Raw genomic sequence first — 19,204 nt, forward strand, 5'->3', positions numbered from 1 at the left:
GAGGAGGGCCGACATGCGGAATCTCGGAGTCGTGGTGCTCGGCACCCGCGTTCGGAGGCTAGTTGTACTTCCGCGCCCCCATCCATCGACCGAGCTCTCGCCGCAGCCGCGCGACGACGCCGGTGTAGTCGCGACTTTCGTCCTGCCGGAACAGGCGGGCGGTCGGATACCAGGGCGTGTCGTCGCGGTCGAGCAGCCAGCGCCAGTCCGGTACGTAGGGCAGCAGGATCCAGACCGGACGGCCGAGCGCGCCGGCCAGATGCGCCACGCTGGTGTCGACCGAAATCACGAGGTCGAGCTGGCTGATCAAGGCCGCGCTCTTGGCAAAGCTCGTCAGCCAGGGGCTTGCGTCGAGCACCTGCTCCTGCCATCGCAGCACGGCCCAATCGTCCGCGCGGACCTCCTTCTGCAGGCTGACGAATTGCGCCCCGCCATCGAACAGCGGCAGCAGCGTTCGCAGCGACATGGAACGATTGTGGTCGTTGGCGTGCTTCGGATTTCCCGACCAGGCGATTCCGATGCGCGGCGTCGTCGCGCCGAGCCGGCGCTTCCAGGCGCCGGCACGTTTGCCCGCCGAGAGATACGGCACGGCCGACGGAATCGTCTCGAGCGTGGTGTCGAACGCAAGCGGCAGGCTGGTGATGGGGCAGGTGAGATCGAAATCGGGCCGTGGCTCGCCTTCGGCAATGATCTGCGCCACGCCCGGCATCGGCGCCAGCAGCTCGCGGAGCGCCGGCTGGACTTCGAGGACGATCCGGGCCCCCCGCGCCGCCAGCAGCGGCAGATAGCGGCAGAACTGAATGGCATCGCCGAGCCCCTGGTCGCTGTGGACCAGCACGGTCTTGCCTTCCACAGGCTCGGCGCCGAGCCACCGCTTCCGCGCGATGTCGGGCCGGGAGGGGCCGAACGACTGGGCTGTCCGGCGCCATTCCGCTTCGATCCAGCCGGTGCGGAGGTCGCCGGCCAGGAGCCGGTTGACCGCCAGATTCCAATGCGCCTCGGGATAGTCCGGCCGCAGCGCCAGCGCCCGGCGATAGCAGGGCAGCGCCTCCCGGATCCTCAATTGCTCGGCGAGGCAGGCGCCGAGGTTGTTGTGGGCCTCCGCATAATCGGGCTTCAGCGCGATCGCGCGCCGGTAGCAGGCGAGCGCGTCGTCGAGACGGCCAAGCGCCTTGAGCGCGTTCGCCTTGTTGTTGAACAGCTCGGCGAGATCGGGCGCGATCGAGAGCGCGCGCGCGAACAATTCCAGCGCCTCCCCGGGACGCCTCAGGCTGGTGAGGGCCAGGCCCGCGTCGTTGAGCGCCGCGACATGGTCCGGCTTGATCTCGATTGCCTTGAGGTAGTGCACGAGTGCCTGATCGAAGCGTCTCAGGTCGACCAGCACCGAGCCCAGGTAAGCGCGGACCTCGTGGGGCTGGACCGATGCGGAGGCGCCGGCCGGCATCTCCGCCAAACGCTCAAACTGGAGCCGCGCTTCTTCCAGTCGCCCGGCCCGGTGCAGGAGAAGCCCGCATTTCTGTGCGGTCTCCCAATGGCGGGGGTCGAGCTCGAGTGCCCGCCGATAGCAGAGGATGGCGTCGGCGGGCCGGCTCGCTTCCGCCAACGCATCGCCGAGCCTTGCCCACAGCCCGGCGTCATCGGGGGCAAGCTGCACCGCCTTGTCGAAGACCCGGAGCGCCTCCTCGTGCCGGCCCTGGCGTTTCAGCGCCGTCCCGAGGTTCGAAAGATAGTCCGGCTTGGGATGCCGGCGAATGGCGCGGGCGATCCATTCCACCGCATCGTCGTAGAGCCCGTGCGGGAACGACAACAATCCCATGAGATGCAGGCTGTCGGCGTGGTCCGGGTCGATCTCGAGCGCCTGCTCGCAGCAGATCTGAGCATCGAGATAGCGCTCGGCATGCAGATGCCGGAGTCCCGCCTGGTAGAGTGTCGCGGGGCTGTTGGCGCGGTCTGGCTCTGCGGAGGCTTCCTCGGCCGCGGCATGGCGGTCCAGCGGGTTCATTTTCGCCGTGCTTCAATGGTATGGAAATGAGGCTGCGAGAGCTTTCGATGGCGGTTCAGAGTAATATGTTACCTGATTCTGCACGTTAAGCACCATAGTGAATGAATGCCAAGTGGACCAAGAAGCGCCCGCATCCCCGCGGGCCGGCGAGCAACAGCGGCAGGGCCATGAGGACCAAGCAGCGCAAGCCGATGTCGGTGACGTTCATCCGGACCGGAGAGCGCCGCTACGCCGTGCGGGCGACGACCGCCGATGGACAGGCGGTACAGATGGATCCGGCGCCTGGCTACGATCCGTTGATGCCCCACGACCTGCAGCACTTCATCGTCGAAAGGTGCCTCGGGATCGAGGGTGGCATTTTCGGCCGCCTCGCCGCGGGCGGCACCGCCGGAACGTTCCACGCGACGGCCACCGGCGGCGATGCGCGTGAGGCCTCACGGCGGCGGCGCAAGCGGGCGGCGAGGGACGGGCGGCTGATGCCATCACTTGCCGACGACTACGCGCGATCGGAACGGGCGACCTATGTGTGCTGGCACGACTGGCTGGCGCACTCGGATCGGCCGGAATCGAGGGCGCGGGCGGTTGGGATGAGGGAAGGCGCAGCCGGCATGCTGGCCCGCATGCCGCCGCGCGAGCGGGCGGAGTATTCCGAGCGCAAGCGCGCGGAAATCCGGCGGGAGTTTCAGCGGCTGAGCGAACGCTGGACGACGCTTGCGGTCGGCGAAAGCTTCACCGAGCCGTGGTGACGGATCGAAGGTTCAGAACACCACGCCGACCCGCAGGCCGCGCATCCATACCATCCGGCACCGCTTCCTGGTCGTGCCATACAGCAGCTCGAAGCGCTCGGGCAGTTGAACGTATTTCTCGAGCTGCACGCAGGCACCGCCGACGGAGTAGTCGATCAGGATGCATTGAATCACCGGCGCTTTGGGCCCGGTGAAGATCTTGGCCAGCTTGGAAACCCTGCCTTCGGGCTTCATTCGCGCATAAAGTCGGATTTCATCATCCATGGCCGTCTGTCGCTATTGTCGATCGAACGGCGCTGCCTGGCGCCGGACTACCCCGAACAAGCTGCACTCTCCGTTTGCCTTGATGCGCTTCTCGAAATTCAGTTCCTATCGTTCACCGGGGTACTGAATTTTCCGCTAACGGCCGAAAGGTAGTTTTACGGGTCGCGAGCTGCCGCACGCCGCACCGGGCGACCGCGCCCGTCGGCGCCGCGTAACCCGACTTTCGATATGTCTACACGCAAAAAGTGTATCGTTTGTTTTCGCCGTGGACGGATCGCGCCGCAGGCCGACATGGGCTGAAACTTCGGCTACAAGGGGCGTCTTTCATCGTCTATTTCCGTTGAGGCGTAATGCTGTCCCGTCCAGAAGGCGCCCCAGGATCATTTCGTCCGCCCGCGCCGCGGCCACCCGAGAAGCGCCTGGGATTCCTCAGACTGCTTTCGACCCTCAGGCACAATCCGCTGGAATGCTGGAGCGCCGATTTCTTCCGCGAGCCGATCGCAGCCTTCCGGCTGCCATTCGCGGACGCGCTGTTGGTCCATGATCCCGCCGCGATCAAGCATGTGCTGGTCGACAACGCCGCCAATTACCGCAAGGACCCGATCCAGCGCCGCGTCCTTGCCAACGGGCTTGCGGAAGGCCTGCTGAGCGTCGAGGGAGAGCGCTGGGAGATGCAGCGGCGGATGCTCGCGCCCCTGTTTGCGCGGCGGACGGTGACCTCGTTCGGCGCGGCGATGCTGAGGGCAGCCGAAAACCTGGTCGCGCGCTGGCGGAGCCTTGGGCCGGGCGCGAGCCTCGACATGGCGGCCGAGATGACGCTGCTGACGCTGAACGTGTTGGCGCTGACCATCTTCTCGGATGGGATCGGTGATGAGTACGGCGATTTTCGCATCGCGATGACCGCCTATTTCGGATTGATCGGGCGCATCGGCGCGCTCGACCTGCTGGGGATGCCCGATTACCTGCCGCGGCCGGGGCGCCGCCACCTGCGGCGGACCATGGCCTATTTCGAAGGCATCATCGACGACATCATCGAGAAGCGGCGCCAACGTCTGGCCGCGCCGGATGACGCGCCGGAAGACCTGCTGACGCTGCTGTTGCGGGCGCTCGATCCGTCGACCGGGCGCGCGATGAACCTCGCCGAGGTCCGCTCCAACATCCTGACCTTTCTGTCGGCCGGCCATGAGACCACCGCCAACGCGCTCGCATGGTCGACATTCCTGCTGTCGCAGGCGCCGGAGTGGCGCGCGCGGGTGCAGGACGAGGCCGACCGCGAGTTGCAGGGGGATGGAGGCGGGCTGTTCGACCGTTTGATCGTGACGAGGGCGGTGGTCGAGGAAGCATTGCGGCTCTATCCGCCGATCGCGGCGTTGAGCCGCATGGCCAAAGGCGGCGATCGTCTCGGGGAACGCACAGTCAGGCCGCGCACGCTGATCGTGATCGCGCCCTACGTGTTGCATCGGCATCAAAGCCTCTGGGACCGGCCGGATATCTTCGATCCCGCGCGCTTCCTGCCGGGCGCGACCCGGAAGATCGCCCGCTTCGCCTATCTGCCGTTCGGCATCGGTCCACGGATCTGCATCGGCTCGTCATTCGCCCTGCAGGAAGCCAGCATCGTGCTCGCGATGCTCTGTCATCATTTTGACTTCGAGCTCATGCCGGAAGCCCGGGTCTGGCCCTTGCAGCGGGTGACGCTTTGTCCGGCCGAGGGCGTGCCGATGCGGATCACCCCGCGATCACGCAAAGGTGGGGTTGCGGGGATCGCCGACGGCACGGCACTATCGCAACGCACCGGATAGAGGCCGGCGCGTTTGCGCAAACCAATCACACCGGAAACGACATGGAACCGCCTGTTGGCCACGAACGGAACGCCGATCAGATCGCCTATTGGAACGGCCCAGGCGGCCAGCGCTGGCGGGACCGGCAGGCGGCGCAGGATATCCTGCTGGCGCCGGTGTCGCGGGCCCTGATCGAGCGGATCGGCCCCAAGGGCGGCGATCGCGTCATCGACGTCGGGTGCGGCTGCGGCGCCACTTCGATCGCGCTGGCCGAACGGGTCGTGCCGTCCGGGTTCGTGCTCGGCGTCGACATCTCCGCGCCGATGCTGGCGCGGGCCCGCGAGCTGGCGCCAACAGGCTTGCCGCTCGATTTCGTGCTCGCCGATGCGACCGTGCATCCTTTCGAAGCCGCAGGCTTCGATCACCTGGTCTCGCGCTTCGGCGTGATGTTCTTCGCCGAGCCGGTCGTCTCCTTCGCGAATCTGCGGCGGGCGCTGCGCGCCACGGGACGCGTCACCTTCGCCTGTTGGCGCGAGCCGCGCGACAATCCCTGGGCGATGGCGCCGTTGCAGGCGGTCTATCGGCATGTTCCGAAACTGCCGCCGCAGGGGCCCGAAGATCCCGGACCTTTTGCCTTTGCCTCGCAGGAGCGGGTACAGGGAATTCTGAATGAGGCCGGCTATCGGAACGTCGCGATGGAGCGGGTCGATCTCGTGCTCGACATCGCGATCGGCCGCGGGCTCGAGGCGGCGGTGCAGAGCGCGCTGGAGATCGGGCCGGCGAGCCGGGCGCTGGAAGGTCATCCGGCGGAGGTGCGGGAAGCCGCGAAGCAGTCGGTGCGCGACCTGCTCGCGCCGCTGGTGAAGGGCGAGAGCGTGCCGCTGTCCGGATCGATCTGGATCGTGACCGCACGCGTGACGTAGCGGCGGCTCAATTCGTCGTGCTCTGTCCGACCGTCGGCGTCTCGTTCAGGAGATCGAACAGCCGCCGGCTGGCAAATCGATGGCCCTCCGGCGTGAAGTGCGCGCCGAATTGCGCCCCATAGGCCGGCGCACCGTCGAGGGCCACGTAGCGGATCCGCTCGGCCCGCAGCTCCGCGATCAGCCGTTCGTCGGTCGATTGCAGCGCCAACAACAGCCGAGCGCCATGCGCGCGGACGAAGCTGTGGATTTGGCCGACCAGCCGCTCGGTCGGATCGCTGACCGACGCTTCCGGGTAGGCCGCCTGCACATAGGTGGCCGCCGCGAAACGGGCGAGCCAGAGATGCCGCACCAGCCAGTTTTCCTTGATCAGGAGCTGCAGAGATTTCGGAACCGGCGTGCCCTTCAGTATCAGCGATCCGTCCGTGACGGTTTCGAAATACGGCTTGCGGTAGCCGCCATAGCGCAGGTTCGTCGTGTTATCGAGGCGGTCGTTGTCGGTGCAGACGAACAGCACGACGATATTCGGCTGCACGCTTGGCCAGATCCGTTTCAGCCAGAGATATTCCTGGTCGGTGCCGTAGCCGGAGACGCCGGCGTTGACGATCGCAAATTGCGGCAGCTTCGCGCGCAGCAGATCGGTGAAGCGCTCGTTCGCTTCGGCATCGACGCCCCAGACGAAGGAATCGCCGATGAACAGCACCACCGGCCGGCCGTCGCGCCGGAACTCGATGTCGCGAAAGCCGAGGCTGTTGTGCGCGGCATGGATGGTGCGGGCGGTAGTGATGGTGGAGGCCGAATGCGGGACCGGCGCCCAGCCGAGCTCGGCGTCGTAGCCATAGGTCAGCGAGCGCTCGCTCGCGTCCTGCCGCAAGGCGCGGAAATCGGCGAGGCGGAGCACGAGCTCGATCGCCGCCAGCGTGATCAGGCTGGCCAGCAGCGTGGCGCCCAACGAGCGAAGCAGGGCAGGGATGGAAATCCGCAGGGAACGCATCGCTGTGCAAGGTTGCGATGCCGCTTCGGCCTTTGGATGTCATGGGCGTGACGACGACAGGACCGCGTTGCGGCCGAACGTGGCCCGTGATCGGGATTAGCCAGGAGCCCAATCACTCTGCGGCCGCGGCCGCCCGAATCTCGTTCCACGCTTCCGGCGTGACCGCGTACAGGCCGACTGCGCCGGCATGAAACTTCCGCCACAGCGGCGGATGGATCAATGATGCAACCAGCGCAGTGACCACAGGGACCGCCGCGACGGGATCGCCGGCAACCGGCGTCAGCTCCTCGACCGCGCCCACATAGGCTCCCCGCGCGAACGCGGCATCGTATGCCTCGCGCAGCACGGCGCCGCGCGTGCCATGGTGCTGCGCAGCTCCGAGGATCGCGAGCAATGTTTGGCGCGTGCGAATGCCCGCGCCGCTGGGGGGTCGCGCCCGCGCGGGCGCATCGCTGGCGACATCGAGCATGGCGGCGACGAGATCCACACCGGCGGCAAGGGCGTTCGCCGGCTCGACCAGCCGCGGATTGACGTCGATGATGACGGGCTCGCGCTCCGCGACGATCACGTCCATCGACAAGCCGCCATGCCAGTCGAGCGCCGCGACCAGCCGCGCGAGCATGTCGGCAAGCCCAGGCAAGGCGATGCTCTCTTTCACCGACGCCCCGCCGCCGACGCCTTCCCGTATGCGCAGGCAGGCATGATGAGCGACGAGGCGGCCGCGATCCGCGACCGCCTGCACCATCGCCAGCGGCCCGGAGGCCTGGCTCTGCGCGATCAATTCGGATGATCCGAGACCGAACTCGCGCGCCGCGGCTTCAAGCTCCCGTGCGCTGGTCACGCGCCGAACTCCCGAGCTCGCCGTGCTCACGGGTCGTTTGACGAAGACGGGATAGGCCGCGACGGTCCGCAGATCGTCGGCGCCCGAGAGCACGAATGTCGGCGGCTGGGGGACGCCGATGGCTTGCAGCGTGCGAAAGGCGGAAATCTTGTCCTGCACTCGTGCCAGGCTGGCGAAGGGCGGCACGATGGTGGCGAGTTGCAGGTGTTTCTGGCGCGCCGACAGCACGGTGACCTGCTCCTGCGTGGGAAACAGCAGGTCGGCCTTGCGCTCGCCAGCGATGCGCTCGGCCGCCGCAAGCCAGCCGAAGGGATCGAGGCCGAAGCGAGGGACCTCGTGCACCACCCTGACATGCCGCGTAAACCGCGCCAGGCAGAGTTTCGAGGACGAGAGAATCTCGACCTCGTGTCCCAGCAACCCGAGCCGTCCGGCGACTTGGCGGGAGGTGAGCCCCGAGCCTTCGGAGAGCAGGATGCGCATGGCGCAAGTCTAGCCTTGATGGGGACGGAATTCACGTCGTACAAACTGAAATGCTCGCCGAAGTCTCTGGCACGCACGCGGCTCACCACATTTTCCACATGCGATGGGGGCGCTCTGGACGCAGGAGAAGGAGGCGGCGCGGCCGCGATGTTCGCACTGACTTTTCTGGGCACGTCGGCGAGTGTTCCATCCGCCGAACGCAACCATCCCGGCCTTCTCGTCGAGGCGGGAAGTCACCGCATCCTGGTCGATTGCGGGGAGGGCACTCAGCGCCAGTTGTTGCGCGGCCGCGCCGGCTTTCGACGGCTCGACCGGATCCTGTTGACGCATGGCCATTTCGACCACGTGCTCGGCCTTCCCGGTCTGTTTTCGACGCTGCGCTTGCGTCAGAGCGCCGACGTGATGACGGTTCACGGCAGCCCGGGCACGCTCGAAATCGTCGTCCGGATGCTCGCCGGGCTGTGGGGTGAGGGACGGGCTCCGATCCCGCTGGAGCTCGTCCCATTGACGGAAGGCCAGATCCTCGACGCCGGCGAATTCACGATTGGCTGTTTTCCGGTCCGCCACCGCGAGACCGAGAGTTTCGGGTTCTCCTTCGAAAGCAAGGCCCGCCGTCATCTCCGGCCGGATCGCCTTGCCGCACTCGCCGTGCCCGACGGCCCAATACGGAAAGACCTGGCGGAGGGAAGGTCGGTGATGCTCGAGGACGGCAGGACGATCGACCCCGAGGATATTCTCGGGCCGCCGGAGGTGCGCAGGAAGCTCGTCGTCGTGGGCGACACGGAAACGACCGACGCCCTCGCCGAGCACGCGCGCGATGCCGACGTCCTGGTGATCGAAGCGACCTTCCTCGATCGCGACGCCGCCACCGCCCGCGACTATGGGCATCTCACCGCGGCGGAAGCAGCCGCGCTCGCGTCCAGCAGCAATGTCAAGCTGCTTGTCCTGACCCACATCTCCGGCCGCTACGGCGACGAGGAAATCCTGGCGGAGGCGAGGAAGACCTTCGCGAACAGCCGGATCGCGGCCGATTTCGATCAGATCGTGATCTGATGCCGGGGCCGCCGGCGTGTCGCGCAGGCCGGTGCCGCCAGGCTATTCCGGCACGCCGCTCTCGAAGCCGCAGAACCTGGTGAGCGCCGCGAACAGCATGTCGGGCTCGGACTTGCTGACGATCTCGGCCACGCCCGCATGGCCGTGGATCGGCCGGACCAGCAGCACGCTGGGGCGGCTGCGCACCTCGGGCAATGGCAGCATCGGCTGCTGACTGCCGCTCACCATGCGTGGGTGGAATTCGGCCAGCGCGCTCTCCAAGTCGCTCCAGAAATTCGGCCCCTTGCGCACATATTGCGCGCCGAGACGCTCGCTGGCCTTGATCAGCACCTGCAGGCCGCTGCTCGCGGTGTCCACGTCGAAGCCCATCAGCTTGCAACGCTCGGTGATCGCCCTGAGGACGCAGGGATCATCGTCGGCAATGAGCAGTTTCGGGCTGGACGGCTGTGAATGAAAGAGCTCCATGACGCATACCTCCGTGGTCGGTGCCGGACTGTCCCTTTCTCGTGAGGACGGAGCCTGCGGGATAGGCGATCAGGAGAGAGCCGGCTCCCTTAACGCCCGCTTGCAGGCGACGCGCACGTTCGCCCGATCGAAGCGGGCGTGCCTAATGCGCAGGTAACATCCGGCTGCGTATCACTACGCAAGCGGGCGGCATCGCGATCGCCGCGCGGTCGAACCGGTCATTCCGCCGGCTGCCCTGCCGTGACCTCGGCCGGGTGAGCAGTTGGTTGTCGTGCCGTCAGCCGGTTGCCAAGCTCGATCATCGGGCGCTCGATGCGCTGACAGGCCTTGATTGACAGCCAGACGCAGACCCCCAGACACAGGAAGCGTATCGGCTCCGCCGTCCACGGTGCCGGCGTTCCAAGCCGATCCAGGAGCTTGGCGAACACCGACATCACGACCAGGTGGAGAAGATAGAGGGAATAGGACGCGTCCCCGAGCTTGACGAGCCAGCGCAGCGGAGCCGATGGCCATCGCCATCGTGCGTTCGCCAGCCCGGAGACCAGGAGAAAACCGCCGCAGGAGCCGGAGAACGGAATCTGCCAGTCGCTCACCGCGTCGTAACCGAGCAGCCCCGAAGGGATGAGAATCCACACGGGAACATGAGAGAGCGGCTTGCGCAGGAGATAGGCGGCGACGCCCGCCAGAAAATCGGCGTTCAGCGTGCGGATCAGGTGGAACGAGTACGCAAACTGCCCGAAGGTGTAGGCCCAGCACACGAGGCCGAGCAGGACGGCAGCGAGCCCCCGAATGCCGATGATGGGAACGATCAGCGCGGCCAACAGATAGAACATGATCTCGAATTCGAGAGACCAAGTGACGGCGAGGAACGGCTGCACGTCCTCGCCGTGAGGAAGCAGCGTCATCGAATACAGGATGTTCAGCAGCTTGTAGCTCGTCGGCATGAAGACGCCGCACACCTTGAGCAGCACCATCGCCAGGATGACCACCCAATAGACCGGATAGAGGCGGAAGAAGCGCCGGATCGCAAAGCTTCCGACCGTGAAGCCCGGTTTGTCGCAGACCGCGCTGATGACGTATCCCGAGATGGCGAAGAAGAAATTCACGCCGAGATAGCCGTGCTCCTTCAGGCCGGGGATCGGAAGCACGAGGGCTTGAGGCCAGCCATCGACGATGACGTGCGAGTGAAAATACGCCACGGCGAGCGCCGCGAGCGCTCGCGCCACTTGGAGACCTTCAAGCCTGCCTTCGTTCGCCAAACCCGATCCTCGTGCACGCAACCGTCGTGGCGGATGTGCTCGGGGCCTTTGATGTTGCAGGCGTGGCCGTGAGAGGGCCGTACTGCGGCCATGGCGTGGTCCATAAAAGGCGGCCAGCGGCATTCAGACAAAGGAAAGCCGGCTGGGCGAAGCTTGCGCAACCGCTGCCATGCTGCCGGGCGTGGCCGAGATTGCCTCTCTCTACCGGCTGCACCGTCGGTCCACGGAAATCGGCGCACAAGTAAGCGCAGTTCCCGCCGCGCCTGCATTTGCGAGCACCGATGCTGTCGGACGTGCTCCATCCGGGGTTGTATCGTGGAACAATGTCGATGGCGGAGAATTATACCTGCCTCGAGCCGGCAGCCCTCGAAACGACGACTGAGCCGGGAAGAACGCGGATGCTGGATGAACACTCAGTCAGGCGGCGCATCCTTCTGGTCGAGGACAACCCCGCTGACGCTCACCTGGCTGAGATCGCCTTCGAGACCGTTGGCGGAGTGCTCGCCAACCTCGACGTGCTGGTCAACGGCGAGCAGGCGATCGACTATCTGTCGCGGCACGGCACCTATCGGGACGTGATGCTCCCGCAGCTCGTGCTGCTCGATCTCAATCTTCCCCGCATCGGCGGACTGGCGGTATTGTCCCGGATCAAGTCGGGGGAGGCGACCAGGCACATTCCGGTGGTGGTGCTGACCTCCTCGGAAGCCTCCGACGACATCGTGAGATCATACCAACTCGGCGCCAACTGCTATCTGACCAAGCCGTTCGGGCTTGGGCCCTATTGCGAGATGGCGCGACGCCTCTCTCAGTTCTGGCTCGAACTCGCGAAGCTGCCATCAGATGCGGAAGAAGCGTCAACAGGCGGCGCAGCGATCCAGTGACGCGCCGATATCCCGGCCGATCGGCAGGGTAAGCTAAGCGGCCACACGCAGCCAAGCTCAACACACGAAGGAAACGCGTGCCCACCATTCCGGGTGATGCTGACGAAAGAATGGTGGGCACGGCGCTGACGCGCCTTAGCCCACCCTATGACTACTTCGGTTCTCGGTGTTCTCGCGTCTCTACGCTGCCCGCTCCTCCCAGATCATCGCGAGGTGCACGATGGTCTGTACCGCCTTCTCCATGTCCTGGCGGCTGACCCATTCGAGCCGCGAATGAAAGGCGTGCTCGCCGGCAAAGATGTTGGGGCAGGGCAGCCCCAGGGCCGACAGCCGCGAGCCGTCGGTGCCGCCCCGGATCGCGCTGCGCAGGGGCTTCAGGCCGGCGCGGCGGATCGCCTCGATGGCGTACTCGACCGTCTGCGGATGACGGTCGATCACCTCCTTCATGTTGCGGTACTGCTCCTTGACCTCGAACGTATAGGTCGAGCGCGGATAGTCCCTGATGACCTCACTGACGATGCTTTCGAGCAGCGCTTCCTTCTGCTTCAGGCCGGTCTCGGTGAAGTCGCGCACGATGAAGCCGAGCGTGGCCTGCTCCAGCGCGCCGTGGATCGAGACCGGATGCAGGAAGCCTTGCCGGCCCTCGGTGGTCTCCGGCGAGCAGGTGTCCTTTGGCAGACGGTCGACGATGGCGGAGGCGATCTTGATCGCGTGCTCCATCCGGCCCTTGGCGAAGCCGGGATGGGCGCTGACACCCTGGATCGCGATGGTGACGCCGTCGGCGGAGAAGGTCTCGTCCTCGATCGAGCCCGCGGCCTCGCCGTCGATGGTGTAGGCGAAGTCGGCGCCGAGCTTTTCGAGGTCGACCTCGTCGACGCCGCGGCCGATCTCCTCGTCCGGCGTGAACAGGATCCTGATCGTGCCGTGCTTGACCTCTGGGTTGTTGATCAGGAAATGTGCGGCATCCATGATCTCGGCGATGCCCGCCTTGTTGTCGGCCCCGAGCAGGGTGGTGCCGTCGGTGGTGATGATGTCGTTGCCGATCTGGTGCCGAAGCGCCGGATGCTCGGCCGCGCGGATCACCTGGCTCGGATCGGCGGGGAGGGTGATGTCGCCGCCGGCATAGTTTTCGACCACCTGCGGCTTGACGTTGGCCCCCGTGCAGTCGGGCGAGGTGTCCATGTGCGAGCAGAAGCAGATCACCGGGACCCGCTTTTCCGAGTTGCCCGGGATGGTGGCATAGACATAGCCATGCTCGTCGAGATGGGCGTCGGCGAGACCCATCGCCTTCAGCTCGCTTTCGAGCAGGCGACCGAGGTCCTTCTGCTTCTCGGTGGACGGGCAGGTGGGCGAGGTGGGGTCGGACTGGGTGTCGATGGTGACGTAGCGCAGGAAGCGCTCGGTCACGGTATGGGCGAAGGTGAGGGGCACTGGCGAGACTGCGGCTCGTGGGATCAGGATGGGGAGGACGCTATCACGACCGCGCCACTCCGGCCGCCGCGTCGTAGCCGGAATGACGCCGGATCGAAAGCAGGACCGCGCCGCCGGTCAGATCGCTTCCTTCAACTCCTTGGCGGCGCGAAAAGCGACCTTCTTGCTGGCCTTGATCTGGATCGGCTCGCCAGTTGCGGGATTGCGGCCCATGCGGGCGGCGCGCTTGCGCACCTGCAGGATGCCAAGCCCTACGATGCGGATGCGCTCGCCCTTCTTCAGGTGCTTGGTGATCCGCGTGACGACGTCGGTCAGGATGCCCTCGGCCTGCTTCTTGGACAGCTCCTGCTCTTCGGCGATCGCCGCGGCGAGGTGCTTGAGCGTGATGGTGGCTGGACTGGCTGCCTTCTTCGCCATATGGCCCTCCTCGTTGGCATCGATGGTTTCAGGGAAAATCGAAAGCGTATCAGGCCTTGGGCGATTCGGGGGGCGAATGACGGCGCCGTTCGGCCCGGAAATAGCGGGTTATTTGCACTGGCATCGCAGAAACCCCGGATTGGCGGGGATTTCGCAACATCCTTGACTTGGAAAGGTGGCCCCTTTAAGTCCACCTCCTCTGCGGAGGTCTCTGCACCACGCGGGAGTAGCTCAGTTGGTTAGAGCGCCGGCCTGTCACGCCGGAGGTCGCGGGTTCGAGCCCCGTCTCTCGCGCCATCATTTCAATGATTTCAAATCGAAAGGGCCACCCCAGGGGGCGGCCCATCATCGCTTGGTGGACGAACTCTGCCGTTCCCGCGCCTCAGCGGATCATCGAGCTGTCCGAGCTCGTGATGACCACCGGCTTGCCGGCTTTGATGACGTGGGCGGTCTGGCTGTAGTCGGCGTTGGAACGCGCCGAGATGCCGAAAGCCGCCACGGCGGCACCCGCCACCAGGGCCACCATGATGATCTTCAGGTGCGTTGCGCGGTCGGCGGAATGAATGGAATGATTCATAAAAGCCTCCAGGCGTCTGAAGCGCCTCTAATGGCGGCTAGAGGTACGCCCGCTCTGTTTCAGGCCGGTTTCGTGAGTTCCCCAAAATGGTTTCATTCGCTCTGAAAACCGGGGTCCCGATGGCGCGGCGCTGGTCAAGGCCGGCTTCTGCGGCCAGTGGCAGAAGACCTATGGCGCGGAGGCAAGCTGACGCGAGGTTACGCCGCCCGCACGATGTCGGCGCGGATGAACCGGGCCGCCCATACGAACAGCAGCGCGCCGAGCGTGGTGGTGGCCGCAGCCGACAGCAGCGAATAGCGCACGGCGTCCGCGCCATACGTGCCTTGCAGCGTGTCGTTGAGCATGCCGACGGCGAGGGGGCCGATGCCCTGGCCGAAGCAGGTCGCGGTCAACAGGATGATGGCGGAGGCGAGCGCCCGCATGCTCGGCCGCGCCACGGTCTGCGCGATGGCGAAGATCGGACCGAGGTGAAAGCCGACCATGAAGGAGGTGACGGCGAGCATCGCGACCATGGTGCTGAAGTCGACGGTGAGCATGCACGTCGCAAACACCGGTCCGGCGAGGCCGGACAGGATCGCCGGCGCCCACAGCTTCCAGCGGTCGTCGCGCTTGCTGATGCTGGCCACGACGAGGCCGCCGATGAGCGTGCCGGCCATGCCGCAGAGCCCCTTGAAGGTGCCCGCATAGGTGCCGATCTCGGCGCTGCTCAAATGATGCACGCGCGCCAGGAACGGCGGGATCCAGGCCGCCGTGGCGTAGTTCGTGTAGGTGGTGAGACAGAAGCCGATCAGAACGAGCACGAAGCTCGGCTGGCTGGCGAGAAAGCCGAGCGTCGGGCCCAGCGGTTCGGGTTTGAAGGTCTCGGTCATCGCGCCGCGCCGAGGCTCGGCGACCGTCAGCCACAGGATCGCGGCGAGCGCGATGCCGGGCAGGCCGGCCGCAAAGAACGCCATCCGCCAGCCATAGTGCTGGCTGACCCAGCCGCCGAGGAAATAGCCGAGAAATATGCCGAGATAGGTGCCGATGGCGTAGATGCCGAGCGCGCGGGGACGCTCGTTCTTGTCGAAGAGGTCGGCGATCAGCGACTGCGACGCCGGCGTGCCGGCGGATTCGCCGATGCCGACCCCGATCCGCGCCAACGCCAGGGTCGTGACGCTGGAAGCGAGGCCGCACAGGAAGGTCATCGCGCTCCAGAACGCGAAGGCGGCGGCGACGATGTTGCGCCGGCTGAGCCGATCGGCGATACGGGCGATCGGAATGCCGAGCGCCGAGTAGAACAGCACGAAGCCGAAGCCGGCGAGCAGGCCCATGGCGGTGTCGCTGAGCATGAACTCCTTCTTGATCGGCTCGATCAGGACGTTGAAGATGGTGCGGTCGAGGAAGTTGAGGGCATAGACGATCGTCAGGACGCCGAGCACGTAATGGCGCCGTACCGATCGAGCGGCGGTCCGCGCATCCGGTTCCGCGCCCGCCCTTGGCGCGAGATCGACCATGACTTTCCTCCCTGATCCCGTCGGTTCGAACCCGTTATTGGGTCACGGATCCTGAATGAAATTTCCCGCCTCGAACGCGACCGGCGCTGCGTCGGGATCGAATGACACACCGATCGGATCGCGTCCCGCAGCAATCGTTTCAAGCTGGTCGCTCAGCATCCTGCGGATCATCAGGATACCGCGGTCGCTCTGCCCGAAATGCTCCTCCGAATGCACGGTCACCGCGCCCTGGCCGACCTGCGCCTCGTAGTCGCCCGGGAACTGCTGGTGCTCCGGCTCAGTCATGTCCCACCAGAACTTGCCATTGAATTTCGAGCGTATGCGCCCGATGTCGCCGGCGTTCTTGACTCGGCCGGCGACATAGATGCGGAACGAGGTATCGTCGATCGGCAGCGTCCAGCCGATCGACTCGACGCGCGCGAACTGGGCGACCCGCGGGTTGGGCACGACGCGCAAGGTGGGGAGGGCGGCCTCGGTCACGCGGTAGAAGACCTTGCCATCGTCCCGCCGGCGGATCGAGCGCACTTTCACCCCGCGCGGCGACATCTCGAAGGTCACCTCGGGCATCGAGGCCATCATGTTGGTGAATTGCGGCCCGCTGAACGAGCCGTGCAGCACCGGCACGTGATAGGGGTCAACCACGTTCTCGAAATGCTGCAACCAGTTGCACGGAATGATGGCGGGGCCGCCGCCACCAATCGAGCTGTCGTCGGCCTCGACGAACTCGCCATCATCCATGCTTTCCAGGCAGTCGTAGCGCGGCAGCACCGGCGTCTTCTCGGCCGGCCCCAGATAGGCGAAGATCAGCCCGTAGCACTCCCGCACCGGATACCAGGGCTGGCGCACCTTGTCCCTGAACAGGCCGCCTTCCCGCTCGCAGGGCTGCTCCAGGCAGTGACCTTCGGCATCGAACTTCCAGCCGTGATAGCAGCAGCGGATGCCGTCATCTTCGACCTTGCCGTAATAGAGCGTGGTGCCGCGATGGCAGCAGCGCGCGTGCAGAAGGCCAGCGCGGCCGCCGCGATCGCGAAACAGGATCAGATCCTCGCCGAGCGCCCGAACTTTTCTGGGAATATCGGTCGCGTCGGAGACGAGCCCGACCGGATGCCAGTAACGGCGGAGCAACTCGCCCATCGGTGTGCCGCGCCCGACGGCGGTCAGGTCGGTCCGGGTCGCGGGCGGCTTCATGGCGTAGCCGGTGCCGAGGTCGCGATCCCGCTGGGTGATGTGCATTGCCGTTTGCTCCGGCCGTCATTCTCGAGACGTTCCAGACAAGCAGGGGACGCCAGATCGATGACAATGTCAACGATTTGCAACTTGGCAGGCACGGGCTTTGTTGGCAGAGCTTGGCGATGAGCCAGACACCTGAGCGGGCCAGGCCCGCGCGGCCCGCGCCGAGCGACGAGCTTGCCCCGATCACGGCGATGCTATCGTCGCGGCTGATGGTGCTCGCCAATCTGCTCAAGCGCGGCGCGATCCTGCGTTACAAGCGCTTGGCGGGACTGTCGTCAGTCGAATTTGGCCTGGTCGCCTCGCTCGGTCGCCGTCCGCCGATGAGCGTGGCGACGCTTGCCGAGGCCGTCGGCATGGACAAGGGGCAGATCAGCCGGGCGCTCGACGGCCTCGTCGGGCGCAGGCTGGTCGCCAAGGCGGTCAATCCGGACGACAACCGGCAGGCACTGGTCAGCCTGACGCGGTCCGGGCTCGCCGCGCATGACACGATCGTGGCTGGCGCGAAGGAGCGCAATCAGCGCTTGCTGGAACATCTGGACGCAGCCGAGATTGCCATATTGCTGCAGCAGGTCGACCGACTGACCCGGAAGGCCGAGCAGATGCTGGGGGCGGAAAAGGCGCTGGGTTGATTCCGGGCGGGGCCATGCCTACTTGACGTGTGCGATGGATCGGGTCGGTGGGCGGCCGCGACGGCCGGCAGATGCCACCGCGAAAGTTTTCCCGCGCCGCAGACAGCGTCGAGATAGCTTGTCTTGCGCCCCCTGTTGCGCTGCGCTAAGGCTCAGAACAATTCCAGACCGACGAATCTGCGGCCATCCGAGACCGCAGCAGAAGGTGGCGCCGATGTCCGGCATCCTGCAGAATTATCTTCCGCTCGTGGTGTTCATAGGGGTGGCGGCTCTGATCGGGCTGGTGCTCCTGATCGCACCGTTCCTGGTGGCGTTCCAGCAGCCCGATCCGGAAAAGCTGTCCGCCTATGAATGCGGTTTCAACGCCTTCGATGACGCCCGCATGAAATTCGACGTGCGCTTCTATCTGGTGGCGATCCTCTTCATCATCTTCGACCTCGAGGTGGCGTTCCTGTTTCCCTGGGCGGTGGCGTTCGGCAAGCTCGGCGCCACCGGATTCTGGTCGATGGTGGTTTTCCTGGCCGTCCTGACGGTCGGCTTTGCCTATGAATGGAAGAAAGGCGCGCTCGAATGGGATTGAGCCCTTCCGCTGCCACGCCGGGCAGGAGCGCGGCGATCGCCCCCGCGGCTACCGGCATTCTGGACCCCGCGACCGGCAGGCCGGTCGGCGCCAACGATCCGTACTTCCTCGAAGTCAATCACGAACTCTCGGACAAGGGCTTCTTCGTCGCCGCGGCTGACGACCTGATCACCTGGGCGCGCACCGGCTCTCTGATGTGGATGACGTTCGGGCTCGCCTGCTGCGCGGTCGAGATGATGCAGGTGTCGATGCCGCGCTACGACGTCGAGCGCTTCGGCTTCGCCCCGCGCGCCTCGCCGCGTCAGTCGGATGTGATGATCGTGGCGGGCACGCTCACCAACAAGATGGCGCCAGCGCTGCGCAAGGTCTACGACCAGATGCCGGAGCCGCGCTACGTGATCTCGAGGGGCTCCTGCGCCAATGGCGGCGGCTACTACCATTACTCCTATTCCGTGGTGCGCGGCTGCGACCGCATCGTCCCGATCGACATCTACGTGCCCGGTTGCCCGCCGACTGCGGAAGCGCTGCTGTATGGCGTGCTGCTGCTGCAGAAGAAGATCCGGCGCACCGGCACCATCGAACGCTAAGGTTTTACGTCATGGACGACACCAAGCTCGACGCCCTGGGGCAGACGATCGTGAGCGCGCTTCCGGGCGCGGCGACAGGTCATCAGGTGGCCTTCAACCAGCTCACGGTTGATGTCGAGGCCAGCAAGATCGTCGAGGTGGTCAAGTACCTCCGCGACGATCCGAATTGCCGTTTCGTCAACTTCACCGACATCACGGCCGCCGACTATCCGTCGCGCGAGAAGCGCTTCGACGTGATCTATCACTTCCTGTCACCAACCCTGAACACCCGCATCCGCCTCAAGGCCCAGGCCGACGAGACCACGCAGGTGCCGTCGCTGATCGAGGTGTTCCCCGGCGCCGACTGGTTCGAGCGCGAGGCTTACGACCTCTACGGCATCCTGTTCAGCGGCCATCCCGACATGCGCCGCCTGCTCACCGACTACGGCTTCGAGGGCTATCCGCTGCGCAAGGACTTTCCGCTCACCGGTTATGCCGAGGTTCGCTACGACGACGCGGAGAAGCGGGTGGTCTACCAGCCGGTCAGGCTGCCTCAGGAGTTCCGCGACTTCGATTTCCTGTCGCCCTGGGAAGG

General features: G+C 65.8%; 20 protein-coding genes and 1 tRNA gene. 10 read left to right on the forward strand and 11 right to left on the reverse strand.

Annotation, left to right across the window (positions count from 1 at the left end; all coding sequences use genetic code 11):
* Positions 1-58 precede the first annotated feature (58 nt).
* Positions 59-2,002: a tetratricopeptide repeat protein gene (locus JOY90_RS06690; RefSeq protein ID WP_291690362.1), complete on the reverse strand. Its 1,944-nt coding sequence runs from the start codon at positions 2,000-2,002 to the stop codon at positions 59-61.
* A gap of 167 nt (positions 2,003-2,169) precedes the next feature.
* Here JOY90_RS06690 and JOY90_RS06695 point away from each other — a divergent pair, with 167 nt between their 5' ends.
* Entirely contained in the window at positions 2,170-2,748 is a 579-nt protein-coding gene (locus JOY90_RS06695; RefSeq protein WP_291690363.1) for a hypothetical protein, read from the forward strand.
* Between the two features lie 12 nt (positions 2,749-2,760).
* On the opposite strand, the gene JOY90_RS06700 is transcribed toward JOY90_RS06695, so the two are convergent.
* Complete coding sequence (locus JOY90_RS06700) at positions 2,761-3,012, reverse strand: PilZ domain-containing protein (protein ID WP_291690364.1); 252 nt, start codon at positions 3,010-3,012, stop codon at positions 2,761-2,763.
* A 350-nt stretch (positions 3,013-3,362) separates the two neighbouring features.
* On the opposite strand from JOY90_RS06700, the gene JOY90_RS06705 reads away from it, so the two are divergent.
* Together JOY90_RS06705 and JOY90_RS06710 are read left to right on the forward strand one after the other, a co-directional pair.
* Positions 3,363-4,811, forward strand: a complete 1,449-nt coding sequence (locus JOY90_RS06705; protein WP_291690365.1) for a cytochrome P450 — start codon at positions 3,363-3,365, stop codon at positions 4,809-4,811.
* A gap of 41 nt (positions 4,812-4,852) precedes the next feature.
* On the forward strand, positions 4,853-5,713 hold the full coding sequence (locus tag JOY90_RS06710) for a methyltransferase domain-containing protein (protein WP_291690366.1): 861 nt from the start codon (positions 4,853-4,855) through the stop codon (positions 5,711-5,713).
* 7 nt (positions 5,714-5,720) lie between these two features.
* Here JOY90_RS06710 and JOY90_RS06715 read toward each other — a convergent pair whose 3' ends face one another.
* A complete protein-coding gene (locus tag JOY90_RS06715) occupies positions 5,721-6,704 on the reverse strand; it encodes an SGNH/GDSL hydrolase family protein (protein ID WP_291690367.1) in 984 nt (327 codons plus the stop codon).
* A 112-nt stretch (positions 6,705-6,816) separates the two neighbouring features.
* Positions 6,817-8,025 (reverse strand): ATP-grasp domain-containing protein, encoded by a 1,209-nt coding sequence (locus JOY90_RS06720; RefSeq protein WP_291690368.1) that lies wholly within the window; start codon positions 8,023-8,025, stop codon positions 6,817-6,819.
* Positions 8,026-8,172: 147 nt separating this feature from the next.
* Here JOY90_RS06720 and rnz point away from each other — a divergent pair, with 147 nt between their 5' ends.
* Positions 8,173-9,078, forward strand: a complete 906-nt coding sequence (gene rnz / locus JOY90_RS06725) for a ribonuclease Z (RefSeq protein WP_291690369.1) — start codon at positions 8,173-8,175, stop codon at positions 9,076-9,078.
* Between the two features lie 42 nt (positions 9,079-9,120).
* Here the strand turns inward: rnz and JOY90_RS06730 are convergent, their stop codons facing one another.
* Positions 9,121-9,543 (reverse strand): hypothetical protein, encoded by a 423-nt coding sequence (locus tag JOY90_RS06730; RefSeq protein WP_291690370.1) that lies wholly within the window; start codon positions 9,541-9,543, stop codon positions 9,121-9,123.
* Between the two features lie 218 nt (positions 9,544-9,761).
* On the reverse strand, positions 9,762-10,769 hold the full coding sequence (locus tag JOY90_RS06735; protein ID WP_291690371.1) for an acyltransferase: 1,008 nt from the start codon (positions 10,767-10,769) through the stop codon (positions 9,762-9,764).
* Positions 10,770-11,083: 314 nt separating this feature from the next.
* On the opposite strand from JOY90_RS06735, the gene JOY90_RS06740 reads away from it, so the two are divergent.
* Positions 11,084-11,683: a response regulator gene (locus JOY90_RS06740; protein ID WP_291690372.1), complete on the forward strand. Its 600-nt coding sequence runs from the start codon at positions 11,084-11,086 to the stop codon at positions 11,681-11,683.
* Positions 11,684-11,863: 180 nt separating this feature from the next.
* Here the strand turns inward: JOY90_RS06740 and pepT are convergent, their stop codons facing one another.
* Positions 11,864-13,114 carry a peptidase T gene (pepT, locus tag JOY90_RS06745; RefSeq protein ID WP_291690373.1) on the reverse strand — a complete coding sequence of 417 codons (1,251 nt, stop codon included), beginning with the start codon at positions 13,112-13,114 and terminating at the stop codon, positions 11,864-11,866.
* 117 nt (positions 13,115-13,231) lie between these two features.
* Positions 13,232-13,531 carry an HU family DNA-binding protein gene (locus JOY90_RS06750; protein WP_291690374.1) on the reverse strand — a complete coding sequence of 100 codons (300 nt, stop codon included), beginning with the start codon at positions 13,529-13,531 and terminating at the stop codon, positions 13,232-13,234.
* A gap of 220 nt (positions 13,532-13,751) precedes the next feature.
* On the opposite strand from JOY90_RS06750, the gene JOY90_RS06755 reads away from it, so the two are divergent.
* Positions 13,752-13,828 (forward strand) — tRNA-Asp (locus tag JOY90_RS06755).
* An 85-nt stretch (positions 13,829-13,913) separates the two neighbouring features.
* On the opposite strand, the gene JOY90_RS06760 is transcribed toward JOY90_RS06755, so the two are convergent.
* The 3 genes from JOY90_RS06760 to JOY90_RS06770 all read right to left on the reverse strand — a co-directional run bounded on the left by JOY90_RS06760 (position 13,914) and on the right by JOY90_RS06770 (position 16,834).
* Positions 13,914-14,108: a hypothetical protein gene (locus JOY90_RS06760; protein ID WP_291690375.1), complete on the reverse strand. Its 195-nt coding sequence runs from the start codon at positions 14,106-14,108 to the stop codon at positions 13,914-13,916.
* Positions 14,109-14,305: 197 nt separating this feature from the next.
* Positions 14,306-15,601: an MFS transporter gene (locus JOY90_RS06765; RefSeq protein WP_291690376.1), complete on the reverse strand. Its 1,296-nt coding sequence runs from the start codon at positions 15,599-15,601 to the stop codon at positions 14,306-14,308.
* A 42-nt stretch (positions 15,602-15,643) separates the two neighbouring features.
* On the reverse strand, positions 15,644-16,834 hold the full coding sequence (locus JOY90_RS06770) for an aromatic ring-hydroxylating dioxygenase subunit alpha (RefSeq protein ID WP_291690377.1): 1,191 nt from the start codon (positions 16,832-16,834) through the stop codon (positions 15,644-15,646).
* A 119-nt stretch (positions 16,835-16,953) separates the two neighbouring features.
* Here JOY90_RS06770 and JOY90_RS06775 point away from each other — a divergent pair, with 119 nt between their 5' ends.
* The 4 genes from JOY90_RS06775 to JOY90_RS06790 form a co-directional block, all read left to right on the forward strand.
* Complete coding sequence (locus JOY90_RS06775) at positions 16,954-17,463, forward strand: MarR family transcriptional regulator (protein WP_291690378.1); 510 nt, start codon at positions 16,954-16,956, stop codon at positions 17,461-17,463.
* A gap of 214 nt (positions 17,464-17,677) precedes the next feature.
* Positions 17,678-18,043, forward strand: a complete 366-nt coding sequence (locus JOY90_RS06780; protein WP_291690379.1) for an NADH-quinone oxidoreductase subunit A — start codon at positions 17,678-17,680, stop codon at positions 18,041-18,043.
* Positions 18,040-18,630 carry an NADH-quinone oxidoreductase subunit B family protein gene (locus JOY90_RS06785; protein ID WP_291690381.1) on the forward strand — a complete coding sequence of 197 codons (591 nt, stop codon included), beginning with the start codon at positions 18,040-18,042 and terminating at the stop codon, positions 18,628-18,630. The genes JOY90_RS06780 and JOY90_RS06785 overlap by 4 nt, the downstream gene beginning before the upstream one ends.
* 11 nt (positions 18,631-18,641) lie before the next feature.
* Positions 18,642-19,204 (forward strand): NADH-quinone oxidoreductase subunit C (locus JOY90_RS06790; protein ID WP_291690380.1); only part of this gene is annotated, 563 nt, incomplete at its 3' end.

Origin of the sequence: Bradyrhizobium sp., assembly GCF_019242285.1 — a bacterium.
GTDB lineage: Bacteria > Pseudomonadota > Alphaproteobacteria > Rhizobiales > Xanthobacteraceae > Bradyrhizobium.